The following is a 17,999-nucleotide window of genomic DNA, read 5'->3' on the forward strand; positions in this document are numbered from 1 at the left end:
GGGGGTGAAAATCTATTGCAGACTGTAAAAAATCAAAGCCTGACTGCTAGATAAATAGCCTTCAAGCTTTGATTTTTCTGTCTTATCTTATCTCAACCCCATCTGAGACAATTTATTCTGATATTTGTTTTGATCGACCAGCAAACCCAAGCCTCCATAAACATCATAGGCATCTACCCAGTCACCAAGTTCTGGAATCGTCAGCTTTTCAATACCATTTTTTGCTCCATCCAAAACAGATAAACCGTTTGTTAGGAGGAAAGTATAGGGTGCATTGGTTGAGGTCATAGCAAAAACCTTTCCAAGAGCTTCAGAACCAGTGAAAAGTTTAGTAGGATCTTTAATTTGCTCTAAAATTGCTGTTAAAACTTGTTGCTGTCTTTTTGTACGGCCGTAATCCGCCTCATCGTCATCACGGAAACGAGCATAATTGAGCAGGGTCGAGCCATTCATCTGCTGTTTTCCGACTTTGATGGTTTGGGTTGGAGACTCAGTCTCAGTAGCGTGTAAATCATCTCCGACTGTAGCTTCTGTTAGTGGACGCCCATTCAATGTTGAAAATTGAGCATCAATTGTCACCCCATCAGGGAAAAGTGTGTCAATCGCTGTTGCAAAGGCCTGAAAATCGACCAAGGCATAGTACTTAATGTCCAAGTCAAAATTATCTTTCAAGACTTGGCGAACCATTTCTGCCCCTTTTTGCCCCTCTTGTTCTCCTAACTCGTAGGCTACGTTTAACTTGTTATCCGTCTGTTTTCTACCGTTAATCACTTGACTATAACCATCTATATAGACCAAATTATCACGCATGAAACTGACCAGCTTCATTTTCTTATCTGAGCCGCCAACATTTAATACCATAATAGAGTCCGTCCGTGTCTCAGCACTATTTTGACCGATTCGCCCATCTGTACCCATAATCAAAATATTAACACCATCTCTGGTATCCTGACCATTAAAGACTTGAACCTGTGCTGCCTTGGCATCAGCAGTTTTCTTTGCACTAGCATCTTGGTAACCACGTAAAAACATGAATACCATGGCTAAAGCCACACAGACTAGAAGAGAGAAAATCACCATAAAAATGCGTTTAAGACGGAGCTTCCGTCTTTTCTTTTTTGGAGGAGCAGAAAGTGCTTGTGATTTGGATTGTGAGCGACTCCGGTTCGCATAGCTTGGTAAGTCAACCTGCTCTTCTCTTTCTTGTTCCAAGCTAGAACTACTATTTCCCCTAGCAAGAGTTAGCTTTTCTTGCAAATAGGCAAACTCGTTTTTTTCTCTCTCATTGAGATAGTGAATATTTTTTAGCAAATAATCATAACGTAATTTTTCATGATGACTGAGAGGATTTTCTTTACTCATATTCTCTCCTTTCCATGGTCTGATATTGGATAAATAGGATAGGCACCCAGAACCTTATACTGGATTCCGATGGCTTCTAATTCTTTTTGGGCAAAGTGGACCAGATCCTTATCAATATAGTCTACATCGATAATGAAAAAGTATTCGCCCAGTGCTGTCTTGAGTGGACGACTTTCAATTTTTGTCAGGTCAATTCCTCGCCAAGCAAAGGTCGAAAGGGCCTTGTAGAGGGCACCGGGAAGATTGTCAGGTAAGGTCAAGGCCAAACTCATTTTTTCAGTTTGTACCTGCAAAGGAATAGCTGTACCTTCAGCTCCCAGAACCCAGAAACGTGTGAAATTAGCTTCCATTTCCTGAATATCCTCAGCAATCAGTTCCAAGCCATATTCTTCAGCAGAACTTCTAGGCGCAATGGCTGCATAAGGATGGTCTGGATGTTCGGAAATAAAACGGGCAGCATAAGCTGTACTAGCTGTTACCTCGATTTGGGCCTCTGGATATTGTTCATCGATGAATTTCTTTCCTTGAGCCAAGGCCTGTGGATGTGAAAAAATCTTTTCAATCTTATTATGACCTGGAACCACCATCAACTGCTGATGAATAGGCTGAACAATTTCTGCCACTGCTTGGATGCGAGCCTGATGAAAAAGGTAGTCCAAGGTTTCATGAACACTACCTTCGATAGAATTTTCAACTGGCACCACAGAATAGTCCACCAAGCCTTGCTCATAGGCCTTGATGACATCTGTAATGTTGGCAAAGGCCTGCAATTCCTCATGAGGAAAAGCTGTCTGCACAACGTGGTGTGAAAATGATCCCTTGGGACCTAGATAAGCAATTTTCATCTCAGTTCCTCTATAATTTCCTCTGGGCTTAGCTTGGTCACATCCAAAACCCGACTGGCAACTTCCTCATACCAAACCTGTCTTTCTTGGAAAATAGCTGCAAGTTCTTCCTTGCTATTATTTAGAAAAAGCGGGCGCTGATTGTCCTTATCAGCTGCTATGCGTTGGTAGAGGGTTTCAAAATCTGCTTTCAGGTAGATATTATCAGAATTTGTCTTTAGTAAGTCACGATTTCGCTGAGAAACGACCACTCCTCCACCAGTTGACACAACTTGGTCTCTTTGTAGTAAATCAGCTAGGACTTCTGATTCTACCTGACGAAAGACCGCTTCTCCCTTTTCAGCGAAAAAATTCGCAATGGACATACCTAGGCACTTCTCAATCAGAGCATCCATATCAAGGTAATTAGGGTCCAAGCCTCTTGCAATAGTCGATTTGCCAGATCCCATAAATCCTAGTAATACCTTAGCCATGAATCAAGTTCTCCAAATCATCAAAGAAGCTAGGATAGCTGGTATTGATGGCTTCTGCACGATCAAGCTCCACTACTCCATCAGCAACCAAGAGAGCCGCGATAGCCGTCATCATGCCGATACGATGGTCTCCAAACGTATTGACTCTAGCACCGTGAAGGGCTGATTTTCCTTTGATAATCATTCCATCTGCTGTAGGTGTGATATCCGCACCCATGCTATTTAAAGCGTCTGCCACAACCTGAATGCGGTCTGTTTCCTTGACCTTAAGTTCCTCAGCATCCTTAATAACTGTTACACCTTGAGCTTGGGTCGCAAGTAGGGCAATAATGGGCAATTCATCAATCAAGCGTGGAATCAAAGCGCCACCAATTTCTATTCCTTTCAAGTCAGAAGACTCAACAGTCAAGGTTGCAGATTTAGCGACTGGGTCAATTTCAGTAACTTCTAATTTTCCACCCATGGCGCGAATGACATCAATGATACCTGTACGCGTTTCGTTGATGCCCACATTCTTAAGCACCACACGAGAATTTGGAACAATCAAACCTGCGACTAACCAAAAGGCTGCACTGGAAATATCTCCTGGAACAACCACCTTTTGTCCTGTCAATTTTTGCGGTCCTTGGACTGTGATTTTCTTGCCATCCACACTTAAATGACCACCAAATTGTTGCAGCATATCTTCAGTATGATTACGGGTGCACTCTTTTTCGATAATTACAGACTCCCCTTGGGCCTGCAAGGCTGCAAAAATCAAGGCTGACTTGACTTGAGCAGAGGCAATTGGCAATTCATACTGAATAGGTCTTAGGTTTTTCGTCCCTTTTAAATGAAGGGGAGGCAGGTCTCGCTCAGTTTGCCCTGAAATGCTGACGCCCATTTTTTTCAGTGGAATAGTCACACGATCCATAGGACGTTTGGATAGACTGTCGTCTCCGAACATCTCTACTTCAAAGTCTGCACCAGCAAGAACACCTGAAATCAGGCGAATCGAGGTTCCAGAATTTCCCATATCAAGGGCATTTTGTGGCGCTTTTAAGCCGTCCATACCGACACCTTGAATGGTAATAACCCCATCTTTATCCTCAATCTCTACACCAAGGTCACGAAAAACCTGCATGGTCGAAAGAACGTCTTCACCTCGCAGAATATCATAAACCTTGGTCTCACCCTCAGCCAAACTTCCAAAGATAATGGAACGGTGGCTGATAGACTTGTCACCTGGAACTCGGATACTGCCATGTAAGTGGCGAATGTTTGTTTTTAGTTTCATACTGGACCTCATACTTGCAATACTTTTACCTATTTTATCATAAAAAGCCAGAAATTCCTTAAAAATTCCTGACTTTATGATAGTTATTTTCTTATTTTAGCAATTCTGAAACTGGTTCGAAAACAATTTTTTCAATGTCAGAAAGATAAATTGACAATTGTTGTTGCTTGGTAAAGAATTTTGACAAGAGGCTGTTCCCTTGAATCTGTTTACCAAAGCCTTCCATCTTCGCTTGGAAGGAAGCGTCTGGCATTTGACCTGCCTGTGCTAGTTTTTGAATTTCCTCTTGGAAAGCAACATATTCTGTAAAGATTTTGCTCGCCTCAGCATCTGCTGAAATCGCATCTTTAGCTGTTTTAACAGCCTTGTATTCTGGTAATTCGCGTAGACCGCGACTAAGTTCATTTGCACTATCGTAAATATTTGACATGATTTTCTCCTTATTTATTTCTTTTAAAATTACTAATCACTCTGTGGTCTTTATTATTGTGCAATCACTTTTATATGACCTCTTGAATATCCATCGCTTAATTCCTTATCTGGTATATACTCGATCTTCAAAGTTCCTAAATTAGAACCTGTTTTTATTTCATTTGACATAAGATTATCAAAATAGTTATCTATCTCATCATCAGATAAGGATGATTCAATCGATTTAACAATATCATGAAATACTTCTTTCATTCCTGCAACACCAGATTCACTATTTTCATTTGTCTGATTTATTGTTACATTGATTTTATCAGTATCATTTGCATGTAAAAGTTCCAGGTAGTATCCGTAGCTTGATGCGAAATATTTTATTTTTATATTTCCTTTTTTGATATTTTCTAATGGGCTATTAGAATTTTGATTATAGCTATTGATAAACTCATTAATAATTCTATCGTCTACATACTTTGAATTGGTTTTCTCTTAACTTATTTCCTTGTTGGATGATTCATTTTTTGTCTCAACACTGGCTTCTGAAGTAGTTTTCACATCTTTTTTAACAGCGTAAGCTCTAAGTAAGATAAAAGAAATAAAGATAATACCAAATATGAATCTAGGCTCTATTTTAGGCATATTTTTCTCCTTATTTGATGACGACTGTGTAGTCGGTATTTTCTGTTATGAGATGCTCGGCTCTTTCCAAGTCTTGAGCATTTTTAAATGAAATTTGTAGAATCCCGTGAATATCTTCACGGTTTTCCTCATTGATGTGAATATTAACCAAGGAAGTTCCTCGTAGCAATTCCAAAATCCGCAGGACGACGTCTTCTTCATCGGGAACGTCAACATAGAGGTCATAAGAACTATCCACACCACCACGCTTATGGATTTCCATGGCCTGACGTTGCTCACGCGCCTGATTGAAAAAGTTCCAGATTTGCTCTTCATCTCCCTTGCTGATGGCCTGACCAACCTCATCTAAACGTTCCTTAAAATCCTCAATCCGCTCTAGGATAGTCTCGCGATTGGACAAGAGAATAGAAGTCCACATACCTGGCTCGCTTTCCGCAATCCGAGTCATATCTCGAAAACCACCTGCCGCAAAGCGCCTTGCCATCTCATGTTTTTGAGCATAGACCGCAGTCTGCTCCATGAGACTAGAAGCCAAAATATGTGGGAAATGGCTAATCTGAGAAGTGACTCGATCATGCTCCTTGGCATCAATCTCGATAAAACGAGCATGAAGACCTGAAAGCAGATCCTTCATTTCCTCAAGCGTGTCCTGACTTGTCAGGCTTGAAGGTGTAAAGATATAATAGGCATTTTCAAAAAGATTGACATCCGCAGAAGCAGCCCCTGTCTTGTGACTACCAGCCATGGGATGAGCCCCGACAAAGCGAACAGACTTGCCAGCCAAATAGTTCTCCGCTGCGTCTACAATAGCTGACTTGGTCGAACCAGCATCTGAAATAATGACCCCTTCTTTCAAGTTCAAACCTGCCAACTCCTGTATAAAAGCAATGGTTTGTTTGATTGGCAAGCTGAGGATAATGACATCTGCCAGAGGAGCAAAACTGGCAAAATCATCCGTTGCACGGTCAATCATGCCTTCTTTCAAGGCAATATCTCTCGAAGCTTGACTGCGATTATAACCTAAAATTTCATAATCTGGATGATCGCGTTTGATACCAAGTGCCATCGAGGCACCAATCAAACCAAGACCTGCGATATAGATTGTTTTTGCCATAGGAACTCCTTAATAGTTCTTTGTATAGTCTCGGTGTTTGGCTACCGCTTCTTTTAGTTCCTCAAGACTATCTGATGAGAATTTTTCGAGGATTTCTTGTGCCAAAACCGTTGCCACAACAGCTTCCATAACCACTCCTGCAGCTGGAAGAGCAGTCGGATCACTTCTCTCCACGATTGCCTTATAAGGTTCGTGGGTTTCGATATCCACACTCATAAGAGGCTTATAAAGAGTAGGAATAGGTTTCATAACTCCACGAACAACAATGGGTTGCCCATTAGTCATACCGCCTTCAAAGCCACCAAGATTGTTAGTACGACGAGTATAGCCCTCTTCTTTAGACCAGAGAATTTCGTCCATAACTTGGCTGCCTTTACGGTAACCAGCTTCAAAGCCAAGACCAAATTCTACCCCTTTAAAGGCATTGATAGAAACAACTGCTTGGGCCAACCGCGCATCCAATTTTCTGTCCCATTGGACATAGGAACCAAGACCAACTGGAACACCTCCAACGACTGTCTCCACAACTCCACCGATGGTATCACCGTCACGTTTGATTTGGTCAATGTAGTCCTTGATTTCCTGTTCCCGTTCTTGGTTGACAATAGAAACTTCGGACTGGGCAGCTCGTTCCTTAATCTCAGCGACTGTGAGATTTTCAGGAACATCGATTTCCTTGCCACCAAAGACCACGACATGGTTGGCAATCTCCATATCCAGCTCAGCCAATAGGCGTTTGGCTACTGCCCCAACTGCCACCCGCATGGTGGTTTCACGGGCAGATGAACGCTCCAAAGAATTTCTCAAATCGTCAAAACGGTACTTGATTCCCCCAACCAAGTCGGCGTGACCGGGACGAGGATGGGTGATTTTTCGTTTGCTTTTAAGGCGGTCTTCAATGTCTTCTGCAGACATGATATCCAGCCATTTCTGGTGATCTTTATTGATGACATCCATGGTAATGGGAGCCCCAGTCGTCTTCCCATGGCGAACACCCGAAGTAAAGATAACTTGGTCGCTCTCAATCTTCATACGACCACCGCGTCCATACCCACCCTGACGGCGTTTAAGGTCCTCATTGATATCCTCAGCTGTCAAAGGAAGTCCAGCTGGAATTCCCTCAATGATAGCCGTCAGACGGGGGCCGTGTGATTCTCCTGCAGTTAAATATCTCATACACTCTCCTTATTTTACCAAGTAGTCTTTCATCTCTTCCAGAGAAACTGGGTGAATGGTTGCTGAGCCAAGCTCTGGCACCAAGACCAATTTCAAGGTATTGCCACGCGCTTTCTTGTCATGTGTCAAAGCCTGATAAAGCTTGTCAACATCCCAGTTTTCATAGTCAACAGGTAGTTCAAATTTCTGACACATCCCTGTAATAGACTGGGTTATTCCTTCTGGCATGAGACCTTTTTCCTCAGCAACCTTGGAAATCTGTACCATTCCCATGGCCACGGCTTCACCATGCATGACTTTTCCATAACCGGCAGTTGCTTCAATGGCATGGCCAATAGTATGGCCAAAATTGAGGTAAAGGCGGACACCATTGTCCAACTCATCCTCAACTACCATCTTACGCTTGACCTGACAAGAATGTTCAATCAAAGTCTCCGCATGTTCCAGAACACTCTCCACAGAACCATCCAGCTCCGTCAAGAGAGCCCACAGTTCTGAATCCTCAATCAAGCCATACTTGATGACCTCACCCATTCCTTCAATCAACTCTCTCTTTCCGAGTGTTTCAAGGACAAGCGGATCAATCAGAACCCCATCTGGTTGGGCAAAAGTTCCTACCATATTCTTGGCAAATGGAGTGTTAACACCCGTCTTTCCACCAATAGAAGAATCCACCTGGGCTGTTAAGCTAGTCGGTATCTGAACAAAATGAATGCCCCGCATATAGGTAGAGGCTACAAAACCAGCTAGGTCCCCAACGACACCACCACCTAGAGCCACGATTCCATCGCTACGAGTCAGACCTTGCTTGACTAAAAATTCATAGACTTTCTGAACAGTAGTTAAATTCTTTCTTTCTTCCCCTTCCAAAAAGTCAAATACCGCTACCTGAAAACCAGCATCTTCTAGGCTGAGCTTGACCTTCTCTGCATAAAGAGAAGCTACATGGTTATCTGTCACGATAACCACTTTTTGTGGTTGCCATAGTTCTCGCAACCATTGACCAGCCTGAGCCAGACAACCTTTTTCAATCTGAATATCATAAGGATGATGAGGAATATCGATTCTGATTTTCATAGGAAAATCTCCCTTTCTTTATTGGTATTTTTCTTTTAAGGACTGCCAAATCTCTTCTGTCGGCATTTCCTTGCCTGTCCACAGTTGAAAAGCTTCTGCAGCTTGATAGAGTAACATACCCAGACCATTGACCGCTAGATTGCCCTGACTTCTAGCCCATTTCAAAAATGGGGTTTCAAAAGGCTTGTAAATAATATCTGCTACTAAAAGAGTTTCTGGTAGGACAATGTTTTCAGGAACTGGAGATGATTGACTATCCATCCCTACACTTGTAGCATTGACAAGTAAATCCGACTCGGCAATCCTTGCTTGCAGTTCAGGAACATCTTCTAAAGCATACAAGTCCACTTTAAAGCCTGCCTGCTCCTGTAACTTGTCTAGGTAAGGTCTTGTTTTTTCCATCGAAACTGAACGAACAAAGACCGAAATCTGACTGACACCATCCAAAATAGCCTGTGCCAAGATTGATTTAGCCGCACCACCTGCACCCAGCAAGGTCATCTTCTTACCTGTAATTGTAAAAGAAGGCAAGCTCTTAAAAAATCCCTTGCCATCTGTATTATATCCAATTAAATTACCATTCTCATTGATAACCGTATTAACCGCACCGATCAAGCGCGCTTCATCACTCAGCCCATCCAAATAAGGAATCACTTGCTCCTTATAGGGCATGGACAGGTTGATGCCAAACATCTGGTAGCGACGAATATTAGCCACTGTTTCTGCCAAATCACCCGCTTCAATCTCCCAAGCCACATAAACACCATTGGTAGCTGTCGCCTCAAAGGCACTATTGTGAATAAGCGGGGAAATAGAATGCTTAATAGGATTGGCAACAACGGCAGCTAAACGTGTATGACCATCAAGCTTCATCCAAAATCTCCCGAATTTTTTTCATGTTGGCTAGAGAAATCTGACCTGGGGCACTTGCCTCATCTAGACTAGCAAAGGACCAGCTAGAACCTGTAACATCCGCAGTGATACGAGAGACCTTACCCACCTTGCCCATAGAAATGGTCACATATTCCTGTTCAGGATTGAGGGTTTTAAAGCCTCGTGTATAGTTCATCAAGTCTAAGACATCCTGCTCCGTGTGAGCCATCACCGCAACCTTAACAAGTTTTGGATTTAGGCTCGTCAACTCTGACAAGATTTCCATCATATTTTCAGGTGTTTCTTGGAAATTATGGTAACTCAAAACGAGATTTGGGAAGTCCAGCATTTCCTCAAAAACATCCTTGTAGCTATAGTACTCAAAATCAATATAGTCTGGTTGATAGAGTTGCGCCACTTCCTTGATTAGATGGATATATTCTTCTGGAGAAAGGTCAATTTCTCCCCCCTCAGAGCGAGTTCGCAGCGTGAAAACCAACTCACGGCCTGCGAATTTTTCAAAAATAGCTGGAGCTACCTGCAAAATTGCTTCCTTAGGCAGATAGTCGGCACGCCATTCAATGATGTCGGCATCCAGGTACCTTGTGGCATCCAGAGCCTGGGCCTCCTCTAAACTTCTTGGCATTACTGAAACGATTAATTTCATTTACTAACCTTCATACTAATCACCTTGAGGTAATTACTACTTTCATCTTTTTTATTATAGGCAAAATCTGCTGGAAGACCGTATTTGTTTAAAATCTGGTAACTTCTTCCTGCAAAGCCTTTATCAATTTGTTCTGTAAATTTCTGACGGGAAACATTGGCAGCATTGGTACTGGCAATGATAATCCCTCCCGGATTTAAAATCTCAAGACTCTGAGAAATCAACTTGTGATAATCCTTGGCCACAGAGAAGGTCTGTTTTTTGTTCCGAGCAAAGCTAGGCGGATCTAGGACAATCACATCGTAGGTCAAGCCTTTTCGCTTGGCATACTTGAAATATTCAAAGACATCCATGACCACAAAACGATGGTCATCTGTACTGATTCCATTTGCCTGAAAATGCGCTTGAGACAATTCTCGTGAACGTTTGGCTAGGTCAACAGAAGTTGTCTGGCTAGCTCCTCCCATGGCCGCAGCTACTGAAAAGGCTGCTGTGTAGGAAAACATATTGAGCAAGGATTTACCCATAGCCAATCCATCCACTAAACTACCGCGAACTTCATGCTGGTCTAGGAAAATCCCTGTCATCAAGCCATCGTTCATAAAGACTTGATACAGAACACCATTTTCCAAAACAGTGAAAAAGTCAGGTGCTTCTTGACCATAAACATGGGCAGATTCATAGTCCAATCCTTTAAAGCGGATCTTCTCATAGGTCCCTAAAACCTCAGGAAAAACCTGTCTAAAGGCTTCTGAGATGGTCTGACGAATCTGATAAACATAAGAGTTATACCAAGAAAAGACAGCATAGTCGCCATAAAGGTCCACTGTCAGACCGCCAAAGCCATCTCCCTCTTGATTAAAGAGACGAAAGGCAGTTGTCAAATCATCTTGATAGTAGGCGCTTCTCTTTTCTTTAGCTTGTCTAAACAGCATTTCAAAGAAATCTTGATTGAAGGTGATCTTGTCTTTACTGATAAACCAACCCAAACCCTTGTTTTGCTGAGAAAGGTAGGCAGTCCCAAGAAAGGTTCCTTCTTGACCCTGCACCTCTACTTCCTGATCCTTAAGATTGACATTCTCAAGATCACTGGCTTCTAGTAAAACTAGCCCCTTAGCGAGCTTCTTTTCAACCCTTTTGCTGACTCTTATTCTATTCATAACTACCATTATATCAAACTTTTAGACAATTCTCAAAAAAGAAACTACCCTTGCTTTTTTACTCTTCTTTTAAAAAATGGTATACTAATACTAATAAAAAATTAGGAAGTAAATGTGTGAAAAGCAATTTTAACAAAATCCAAAAAGCCATGGGTACCAGACTGGGTTTTGTCCTAACCCTTTTAATCCTCTATTGGCTCAAAACCTTATTAGCCTATGCCGTTGACTTTAATTTAGATATTCAAGTAGGCAAGTTGCAGGGAAATTACCTTGCCTTTATCGCCTTTTTCAACCCCCTTCCTCTAGGACTACTCCTGCTGGCTCTAGCCCTCTATGCTCGCTCAACCAAGATCTTTTATGGCCTGAGTATAGCTATTTATAGCCTATTGTTCATTTGGCTTTATTCCAATGTCTTTTACTATCGAGAATTTAGCGACTTTATCACGGCTAATACCATGAAGGTGGTCAGCAAGGTGTCTGTTGGTACTGCAGAACTAGAGTTACTGCGTCCTTGGGATTTTATCTATTTTATGGATTTCCCATTGCTAGCTTTCCTTTTCTATAAAAAATTCATCCATCTGGATAGGAGACCTTTCAAATTCCGCTCCAGTGTTGCTATCACTGCACTCTCAGCCCTGCTCTTTTCAGCTAATCTTTTCTTGGCTGAAATTGAGCGTCCCGATCTCCTATCACGAGGATTTTCGAATTATTATGTTGTCCGCGCCCTCAGTTTACCAGCTTTTCTAGGTTATAGTGCCAACCAATCCTATAGCGCCAACAAGGAACGTGCCAAGGCCTCTGAGACCGACCTGCAACCTATTACAGATTATATTCAAGAACATTCGGCTAAGCCCAATCCAGACTATTTTGGCTTGGCCAAAGGAAAAAATGTGATTTATCTCCACTTGGAAAGTTTCCAGCAGTTCCTACTTGACTATAAACTCAACATAGATGGAACTGAGCATGAAGTCACTCCCTTCCTTAATTCCCTCTACCATTCGCAATCAACCCTAGCCTTTTCGAATATCTTTAACCAAGTCAAGGCTGGTAAGACCTCAGATGCGGAAACCATGCTGGAGACTGGTTTGTTTGGACTTGACCAAGGTTCCTTTATGGTCAACTATGGAGGTACCAATACCCAGCAGGCAGCGCCTTTCATCCTATCGAAAAATGGCTACCAATCAAGTGCAGTCTTTCACGGTAATATCGGGACCTTCTGGAATCGAAATACGACCTATAAACAATGGGGCTACCAATACTTCTTTGATGCTTCCTACTTCACCAAGCAAGACAGTAGCAATTCTTTCCAATATGGTTTAAATGATAAAATCATGATGAAAGATTCTATCCAGTATCTGGAGCATTTACAGCAGCCTTTTTATGCTAAGTATATCACGGTGTCCAATCACTATCCCTATGCTAGCAATCTGACTGGCGATGAGCTTGGTTTCCCCTTGGCCAAAACCAAAGATGAAACTATCAATGGCTATTTCCAAACAGCTAACTATCTGGATAGTGCTATCAAGGCCTTCTTTGACTATCTCAAAGAAAGTGGCCTCTATGAAAAATCCATCATCGTCATCTACGGAGACCATTATGGTATTTCCAACTCCCGCAATCCTGAGCTGGCACCCTTGATTGGCAAGACTTCTGAGAACTGGTCGAATTACGACAATGCCATGTTGCAACGAGTGCCTTTTATGGTGGTCATGCCTGGCTATGAAAAAGGACAAATCATCAATACCTACGGTGGACAAATCGATATCTTACCGACTCTCGAACACCTCCTTGGTATCGAATCCAGTTCCTTCCTTCAAGTTGGACAAGACCTCCTATCACCAGATCATCAAGAAATCGTTGCCTTTCGAACTGCCAATTCCTTCGTCACACCAAAATATACCAGCTACGACGGACGAACCTACTATACTGAGAGCGGTCTTGAAATCAGTAATCTTGATGAACAAGCTCAGACTGAACTGGAAAGCGTTCGGCAGGCAGCCAGCCAACAGCTAAAAATCAGCGACCAGATTCAAACTGGTGATTTGATCCGTTTCTACCAAGCAGATCATCTTGGAAAAGTTGATACAGAAAATATTTCTTACCTCAATTCCTTACCAATTCTTCAAAAGATTGAGCAGGAAAAAGGTAGTCAATCCACCAGTCTCTTTAGCCAACGACAAGGTAAGACCAGTACTGACCTTTTCAAGGCACCAAGTTACCAAGAACTCCATCCAGAGTCGGCAGAAACCGAATCAAAATCACAATAAAAATGCTCTTCCATCGTGGAGGAGCATTTCTTTTTATAAAATAAAATTCAATGAAAATCAAATAACAAACTAAGAAACTAACCTATAAGATTGTAGGTAGAGAGGTTGTACCTGCAATATATGTCTGTCAAGTTTAGTGACGTAAATAGTAGAAGAACGATGAGAAGGCATAGAGAGAAGATAAATCAGCTTCAGCAGGTATCTGGAAAATTTGATTTTATAGAAAAGCCTTTTGTTACAAACTCAATATACTATCAATAAATAATATTATAGAAGCAACAATAATTAAAATTTCACCTATCTGCATCATTCTATTTCGAACTTTAAATATATGTTCTATCAAAAACACTTGGATCACACACATTATAGGAATTAACGTTTTTGAAATTGAAAAATATCCAAATAAATAAACTATAAACAACAAAAATAGAACTAGATTATATTTCTTATTCAAAACATTCCTCTCTATATTTTTGATTACCAATCTTAATCATTTATAACTACATTCTAACAAACTATAAAAGCGTTTGTCGAATTGAATTTATCAAGCAAGCGACCAACTATCTCATCTTTTTTCTATTTCTGCCAATATGCGTGACAGGTAGTAATGATAGCCAAAAATAGCAAGAGCAAGCAAGAGGATAAGAACTCCTACTCCCAAGCTGATGGCAAGGACAGGGGCGAGAGACTGAACCAAGAATAAGCTCCCTATTACAAGGGCCATTAAGATTGCACTATAAACCAAAATCAAAACAATTGCTACTATACGATTTGAACGGTTCACCAGGTCCGTAATGTTACTCCAATTGGTTGACAAATTTTTCACGTCCTTAAGGTAATGGTGGCAAGAAAGGATGACACTGGCAAGGATCCAAACTACAAGAAGGTAAATCATCGAAAGGATGGGCAAGCCTAGATATAGAGAAAGACCAAGTAAAGTCAGAACTGGTAAAAAGGACTGGACAGCAAATATAATCCAAAATTTCACTTTCACATAACGAGCAAAGTCAAAGGGTAAACTCTTAAGAAAATCAACATTTTCCCTCTCCAAGGACAAGGCAATTGAATGCAGGCTGGTGATATTGTTATTGACAACTGCTATAAAGAGAGCTACAAAAAACAAGGGTAACCAGTATGGAGGATGAATGTCTGGAACTATCTGAGAATCTCGGATTTTGGAAATCAGACCAATCATCATGAGATAAGGAAGGAAAGCACTTGTAAAAAGCACTGTAATCACGCCAGTCCCCTGTCCCAAGAGGGTGAGGTGGTAGCGTAAAACCATACGGAAAAATCCCTTTTTAGTAGTTGAAATTCTCTCCTTACTGCGACGTTCTTTCTTGACCTTCTCCTCACTGTTAAGCAGAATCACGTCATAAAAATGAGGAAGAACCTTCTTTTTGGTCAGGTAAAGTAAGAAGACAGTTAGAGTTATCCAAGCGAGCAGACCCAGTATGGCTTCTGTCGAAAAAGGCTCCACTGCTATTTTGTAAAAGATATGAAGAGGATAAAGGAGAAATGGAATGTCTCTAACTTTGTCAACAATACTTCCAAAAGTCGACTGTAGAAAGAGGACAAATATTAAAGGTATGAGAACTCCTATCCCAATCATCACATTGGCAAAAATAGACTGATACTTTCTGAAGACCGTAGTCTGAGCCAAGAAATGTACTGCCACTATCATCACTAGAGTCACAGAGACAAATAATAAGGCCAAGGACAGTAGCATCAAAGGCAAGCCCAGCCAAAGAGAAGGAGCTAGCCTAATGTAAAGGGCTAGAAAATAAGCTGGGATTGGTAAAATTCCAGTTAGAGCTGGCAAGAGAACAGACAGTCCTTTAGCGATTATAATCTCTGATTCTTTAAAAGCATAGGGCCTATAAGATGCCAAGTCCTTACTCTCATAAAAGACATTGTAAAAGGCAGTGAAAGAAGTTGAAAAGGCAACCACTAGTAAAATAGCAACCATGAAACTAAAATAAATAGGCATTTCCTCAAAAGGAAAATGAATGGCTATAATACTAAAAAAGATGAGCATCAAGAGACTGAAAAAAATGTAAGAACTTAGGACTCTAGCGGAAACATTTACTTTTTTCCCAGGATTCTTAGCCTGCTTCTTTCGTAGGTTAGCCAGATTAGCTTCTTGAGATGAATAGAGGATATTGATATCAACTAATTTTTTAATGACCTTGAGACGCATCCGCAACCTCCTCTTTTCTACCAGCAAGACTAAGGTAGATACTTTCCAAAGACTGGTCTGGGTGGTCTTTTCTCAAGTCCTCTACACTACCACAATAAATCAAATGCCCCTTTTTCAAAATGGCAATCCGATCACAGACTTGCTCAGCTACCTCTAGGACATGGGTTGAAAACAAGACTGTCTTGCCTTTTTGCGCATGCTCCTTCATCATTTGCTTCAAATCAAAGGCAGCCTGGGGATCCAAACCAGTCAAGGGTTCGTCCAAAACCCAAATATCGGGATCGGACAAGAGTGCTCCGATGACAAAGACTTTCTGACGCATTCCGTGAGAAAGAGTTTCAATAACCTGATAGCGGTTTTCAGCAAAATCAAAAACGTTCAATAGCCTAGCTAGACTAGCCTCCAAGTCAGAGCTAGTCAGATCATAGGATGAGGCGATCAATTCCCAAAATTCATTGGCCGTTAAACGTAAAAATAAGTCAGGCGAGTCTGCAACGTAGCCAATCTTTCGTTTGATAGCCAAGCGATTTTCCGATAACTCCTGACCATCTACCAAAATACGACCACTGCTGGGCGAAATGATACTGACTAAGGATTTTATGGTGGTCGATTTCCCAGCACCATTATGGCCAATCAAGCCCATAATCTCCCCATTTTCAATCTGCAAATTGAGATTGTTCAAGGCCTCTTTATCACCATACAACTTACTAACATTTTGAAATTCAATCATGGGATGACTCCTATCTTTATCTATATTACATACTATTATACTAGCACTTTGATACAAAAAAATCAATACTTTATTTTAAGTAGATACAATAGTTTCCTTCTATCTTACGCAAACGTTTGCGCCAAGAGATACTTTATGATAGAATAAAGAACAAGATTCACAAGTAAGAGGAAACATCATGCAAAATCAAACACTCATGCAATACTTTGAATGGTATCTGCCCCATGACGGTCAGCACTGGACGCATCTGGCTGAAGATGCTCCACACCTAGCTCATCTGGGGATTAGCCACGTCTGGATGCCACCAGCTTTTAAGGCAACCAATGAAAAAGATGTAGGTTATGGGGTCTATGATTTATTTGACTTAGGAGAGTTCAACCAAAAAGGGACTGTCCGCACCAAGTATGGTTTCAAAGAAGACTATCTTCAAGCCATTCAAGCCCTTAAAGCACAGGGAATTCAACCTATGGCCGATGTAGTTCTCAACCATAAGGCTGCTGCCGATCACATGGAAGCCTTTCAGGTCATCGAAGTGGACCCTGTAGACCGTACGGTTGAACTTGGAGACCCCTTCACCATCAATGGCTGGACTAGCTTTACCTTCGATGGTCGCCAAGATACCTACAATGACTTCCACTGGCATTGGTACCACTTCACAGGTACAGACTACGATGCCAAACGCCGTAAGTCTGGGATTTATCTGATTCAAGGGGATAATAAGGGCTGGGCAAATGAGGAATTGGTCGATAACGAAAACGGTAACTACGACTACCTCATGTATGCCGACCTAGATTTTAAACATCCTGAAGTCATCCAAAATATCTATGACTGGGCTGATTGGTTCATGGAAACGACTGGTGTAGCTGGTTTCCGCTTGGATGCCGTTAAGCACATTGACTCTTTCTTCATGAGCAATTTCATCCGCGATATGAAGGAAAAATACGGTGAGGATTTCTATGTTTTTGGTGAATTTTGGAATCCAGACAAGGAAGCCAATCTGGACTATCTTGAAAAAACGGAAGAACGCTTTGACCTTGTCGATGTTCGTCTCCATCAGAATCTCTTTGATGCTAGCCGAGCAGGTTCCAACTATGACCTTCGTGGCATTTTCACAGATAGCTTGGTGGAACTCAAGCCTGACAAGGCTGTAACCTTTGTCGATAACCACGATACACAACGAGGTCAGGCTCTTGAGTCTACCGTTGAAGAATGGTTCAAGCCAGCAGCCTATGCCCTCATTCTATTACGCCAAAATGGCCTTCCATGTGTCTTTTACGGCGACTACTATGGGATTTCAGGGCAATATGCTCAAGAAGATTTCAAAGAAGTCCTTGACCGCCTCCTAACCATCCGAAAAGATTTGGCCTATGGAGAACAAACAAACTACTTTGACCACGCTAACTGTATCGGTTGGGTACGTTCAGGTGCTGAAAATCAATCCCCAATCGCAGTCTTGATTTCAAATGACCAAGAAAACAGCAAATCAATGTTTGTCGGCCAAGAATGGGTTAACCAAACCTTTGTAGATTTACTTGGAAACCACCAAGGTCAAGTTACAATTGATGAGGAAGGTTATGGACAATTCCCAGTCTCAGCTGCTTCGGTAAGTGTCTGGGCAGCCAATACAATCTAATTGCCAATGATTATTAAGTCAGATCCAATCGGATTTGGCTTTTTTCTATTCACAAAAAAGACCTACCCAAATGGATAGATC

The 17,999-nt window shown here is 41.6% G+C and carries 17 protein-coding genes; 2 read left to right on the forward strand and 15 right to left on the reverse strand.

Annotated elements, in window-relative coordinates; all coding sequences use genetic code 11:
• Positions 1–87 precede the first annotated feature (87 nt).
• From psr to HT720_RS09030, 13 genes are all read right to left on the reverse strand, one after another.
• Complete coding sequence (gene psr, locus HT720_RS08970) at positions 88–1,362, reverse strand: polyisoprenyl-teichoic acid--peptidoglycan teichoic acid transferase Psr (RefSeq protein ID WP_173275811.1); 1,275 nt, start codon at positions 1,360–1,362, stop codon at positions 88–90.
• On the reverse strand, positions 1,359–2,207 hold the full coding sequence (gene pheA, locus HT720_RS08975) for a prephenate dehydratase (protein WP_173275813.1): 849 nt from the start codon (positions 2,205–2,207) through the stop codon (positions 1,359–1,361). Before pheA ends, psr begins: the two co-directional genes overlap by 4 nt.
• Positions 2,204–2,680 (reverse strand): shikimate kinase, encoded by a 477-nt coding sequence (locus HT720_RS08980; protein WP_173275815.1) that lies wholly within the window; start codon positions 2,678–2,680, stop codon positions 2,204–2,206. The genes pheA and HT720_RS08980 overlap by 4 nt, the downstream gene beginning before the upstream one ends.
• Complete coding sequence (gene aroA, locus HT720_RS08985) at positions 2,673–3,956, reverse strand: 3-phosphoshikimate 1-carboxyvinyltransferase (RefSeq protein ID WP_173275818.1); 1,284 nt, start codon at positions 3,954–3,956, stop codon at positions 2,673–2,675. The genes HT720_RS08980 and aroA overlap by 8 nt, the downstream gene beginning before the upstream one ends.
• A 91-nt stretch (positions 3,957–4,047) precedes the next feature.
• On the reverse strand, positions 4,048–4,386 hold the full coding sequence (locus tag HT720_RS08990; RefSeq protein ID WP_173275820.1) for a YlbF/YmcA family competence regulator: 339 nt from the start codon (positions 4,384–4,386) through the stop codon (positions 4,048–4,050).
• A 53-nt stretch (positions 4,387–4,439) separates the two neighbouring features.
• Entirely contained in the window at positions 4,440–4,640 is a 201-nt protein-coding gene (locus HT720_RS08995) for a hypothetical protein (protein ID WP_173275822.1), read from the reverse strand.
• Between the two features lie 231 nt (positions 4,641–4,871).
• Entirely contained in the window at positions 4,872–5,021 is a 150-nt protein-coding gene (locus HT720_RS09000) for a hypothetical protein (RefSeq protein ID WP_173275825.1), read from the reverse strand.
• A 10-nt stretch (positions 5,022–5,031) separates the two neighbouring features.
• Complete coding sequence (locus HT720_RS09005; RefSeq protein WP_173275829.1) at positions 5,032–6,135, reverse strand: prephenate dehydrogenase; 1,104 nt, start codon at positions 6,133–6,135, stop codon at positions 5,032–5,034.
• A 9-nt stretch (positions 6,136–6,144) separates the two neighbouring features.
• Positions 6,145–7,311 carry a chorismate synthase gene (gene aroC, locus HT720_RS09010; protein WP_173275831.1) on the reverse strand — a complete coding sequence of 389 codons (1,167 nt, stop codon included), beginning with the start codon at positions 7,309–7,311 and terminating at the stop codon, positions 6,145–6,147.
• 9 nt (positions 7,312–7,320) lie between these two features.
• Positions 7,321–8,388 (reverse strand): 3-dehydroquinate synthase, encoded by a 1,068-nt coding sequence (gene aroB / locus HT720_RS09015; protein WP_173275835.1) that lies wholly within the window; start codon positions 8,386–8,388, stop codon positions 7,321–7,323.
• Between the two features lie 18 nt (positions 8,389–8,406).
• Positions 8,407–9,261 (reverse strand): shikimate dehydrogenase, encoded by an 855-nt coding sequence (locus tag HT720_RS09020; RefSeq protein ID WP_173275838.1) that lies wholly within the window; start codon positions 9,259–9,261, stop codon positions 8,407–8,409.
• A complete protein-coding gene (aroD, locus tag HT720_RS09025; protein ID WP_000767765.1) occupies positions 9,251–9,928 on the reverse strand; it encodes a type I 3-dehydroquinate dehydratase in 678 nt (225 codons plus the stop codon). Before aroD ends, HT720_RS09020 begins: the two co-directional genes overlap by 11 nt.
• A complete protein-coding gene (locus HT720_RS09030) occupies positions 9,925–11,088 on the reverse strand; it encodes a class I SAM-dependent rRNA methyltransferase (RefSeq protein ID WP_173275842.1) in 1,164 nt (387 codons plus the stop codon). Before HT720_RS09030 ends, aroD begins: the two co-directional genes overlap by 4 nt.
• A 149-nt stretch (positions 11,089–11,237) precedes the next feature.
• Here HT720_RS09030 and HT720_RS09035 point away from each other — a divergent pair, with 149 nt between their 5' ends.
• Positions 11,238–13,355 carry an LTA synthase family protein gene (locus HT720_RS09035; RefSeq protein ID WP_173229062.1) on the forward strand — a complete coding sequence of 706 codons (2,118 nt, stop codon included), beginning with the start codon at positions 11,238–11,240 and terminating at the stop codon, positions 13,353–13,355.
• Positions 13,356–13,920: 565 nt separating this feature from the next.
• Here the strand turns inward: HT720_RS09035 and HT720_RS09040 are convergent.
• Both HT720_RS09040 and HT720_RS09045 read right to left on the reverse strand, forming a co-directional pair.
• On the reverse strand, positions 13,921–15,555 hold the full coding sequence (locus tag HT720_RS09040) for a hypothetical protein (RefSeq protein WP_173229001.1): 1,635 nt from the start codon (positions 15,553–15,555) through the stop codon (positions 13,921–13,923).
• A complete protein-coding gene (locus HT720_RS09045; protein WP_173228998.1) occupies positions 15,536–16,285 on the reverse strand; it encodes an ABC transporter ATP-binding protein in 750 nt (249 codons plus the stop codon). Before HT720_RS09045 ends, HT720_RS09040 begins: the two co-directional genes overlap by 20 nt.
• A 178-nt stretch (positions 16,286–16,463) precedes the next feature.
• Between HT720_RS09045 and HT720_RS09050 the strand changes: the two genes are divergently transcribed.
• The gene (locus HT720_RS09050) at positions 16,464–17,918 is read left to right on the forward strand and encodes an alpha-amylase (protein WP_173275845.1); all 1,455 of its coding nucleotides are present in this window, start codon (positions 16,464–16,466) and stop codon (positions 17,916–17,918) included.
• Positions 17,919–17,999: the final 81 nt, after the last annotated feature.

The organism is Streptococcus sp. 68, assembly GCF_013277415.1.
Lineage (GTDB): Bacteria > Bacillota > Bacilli > Lactobacillales > Streptococcaceae > Streptococcus.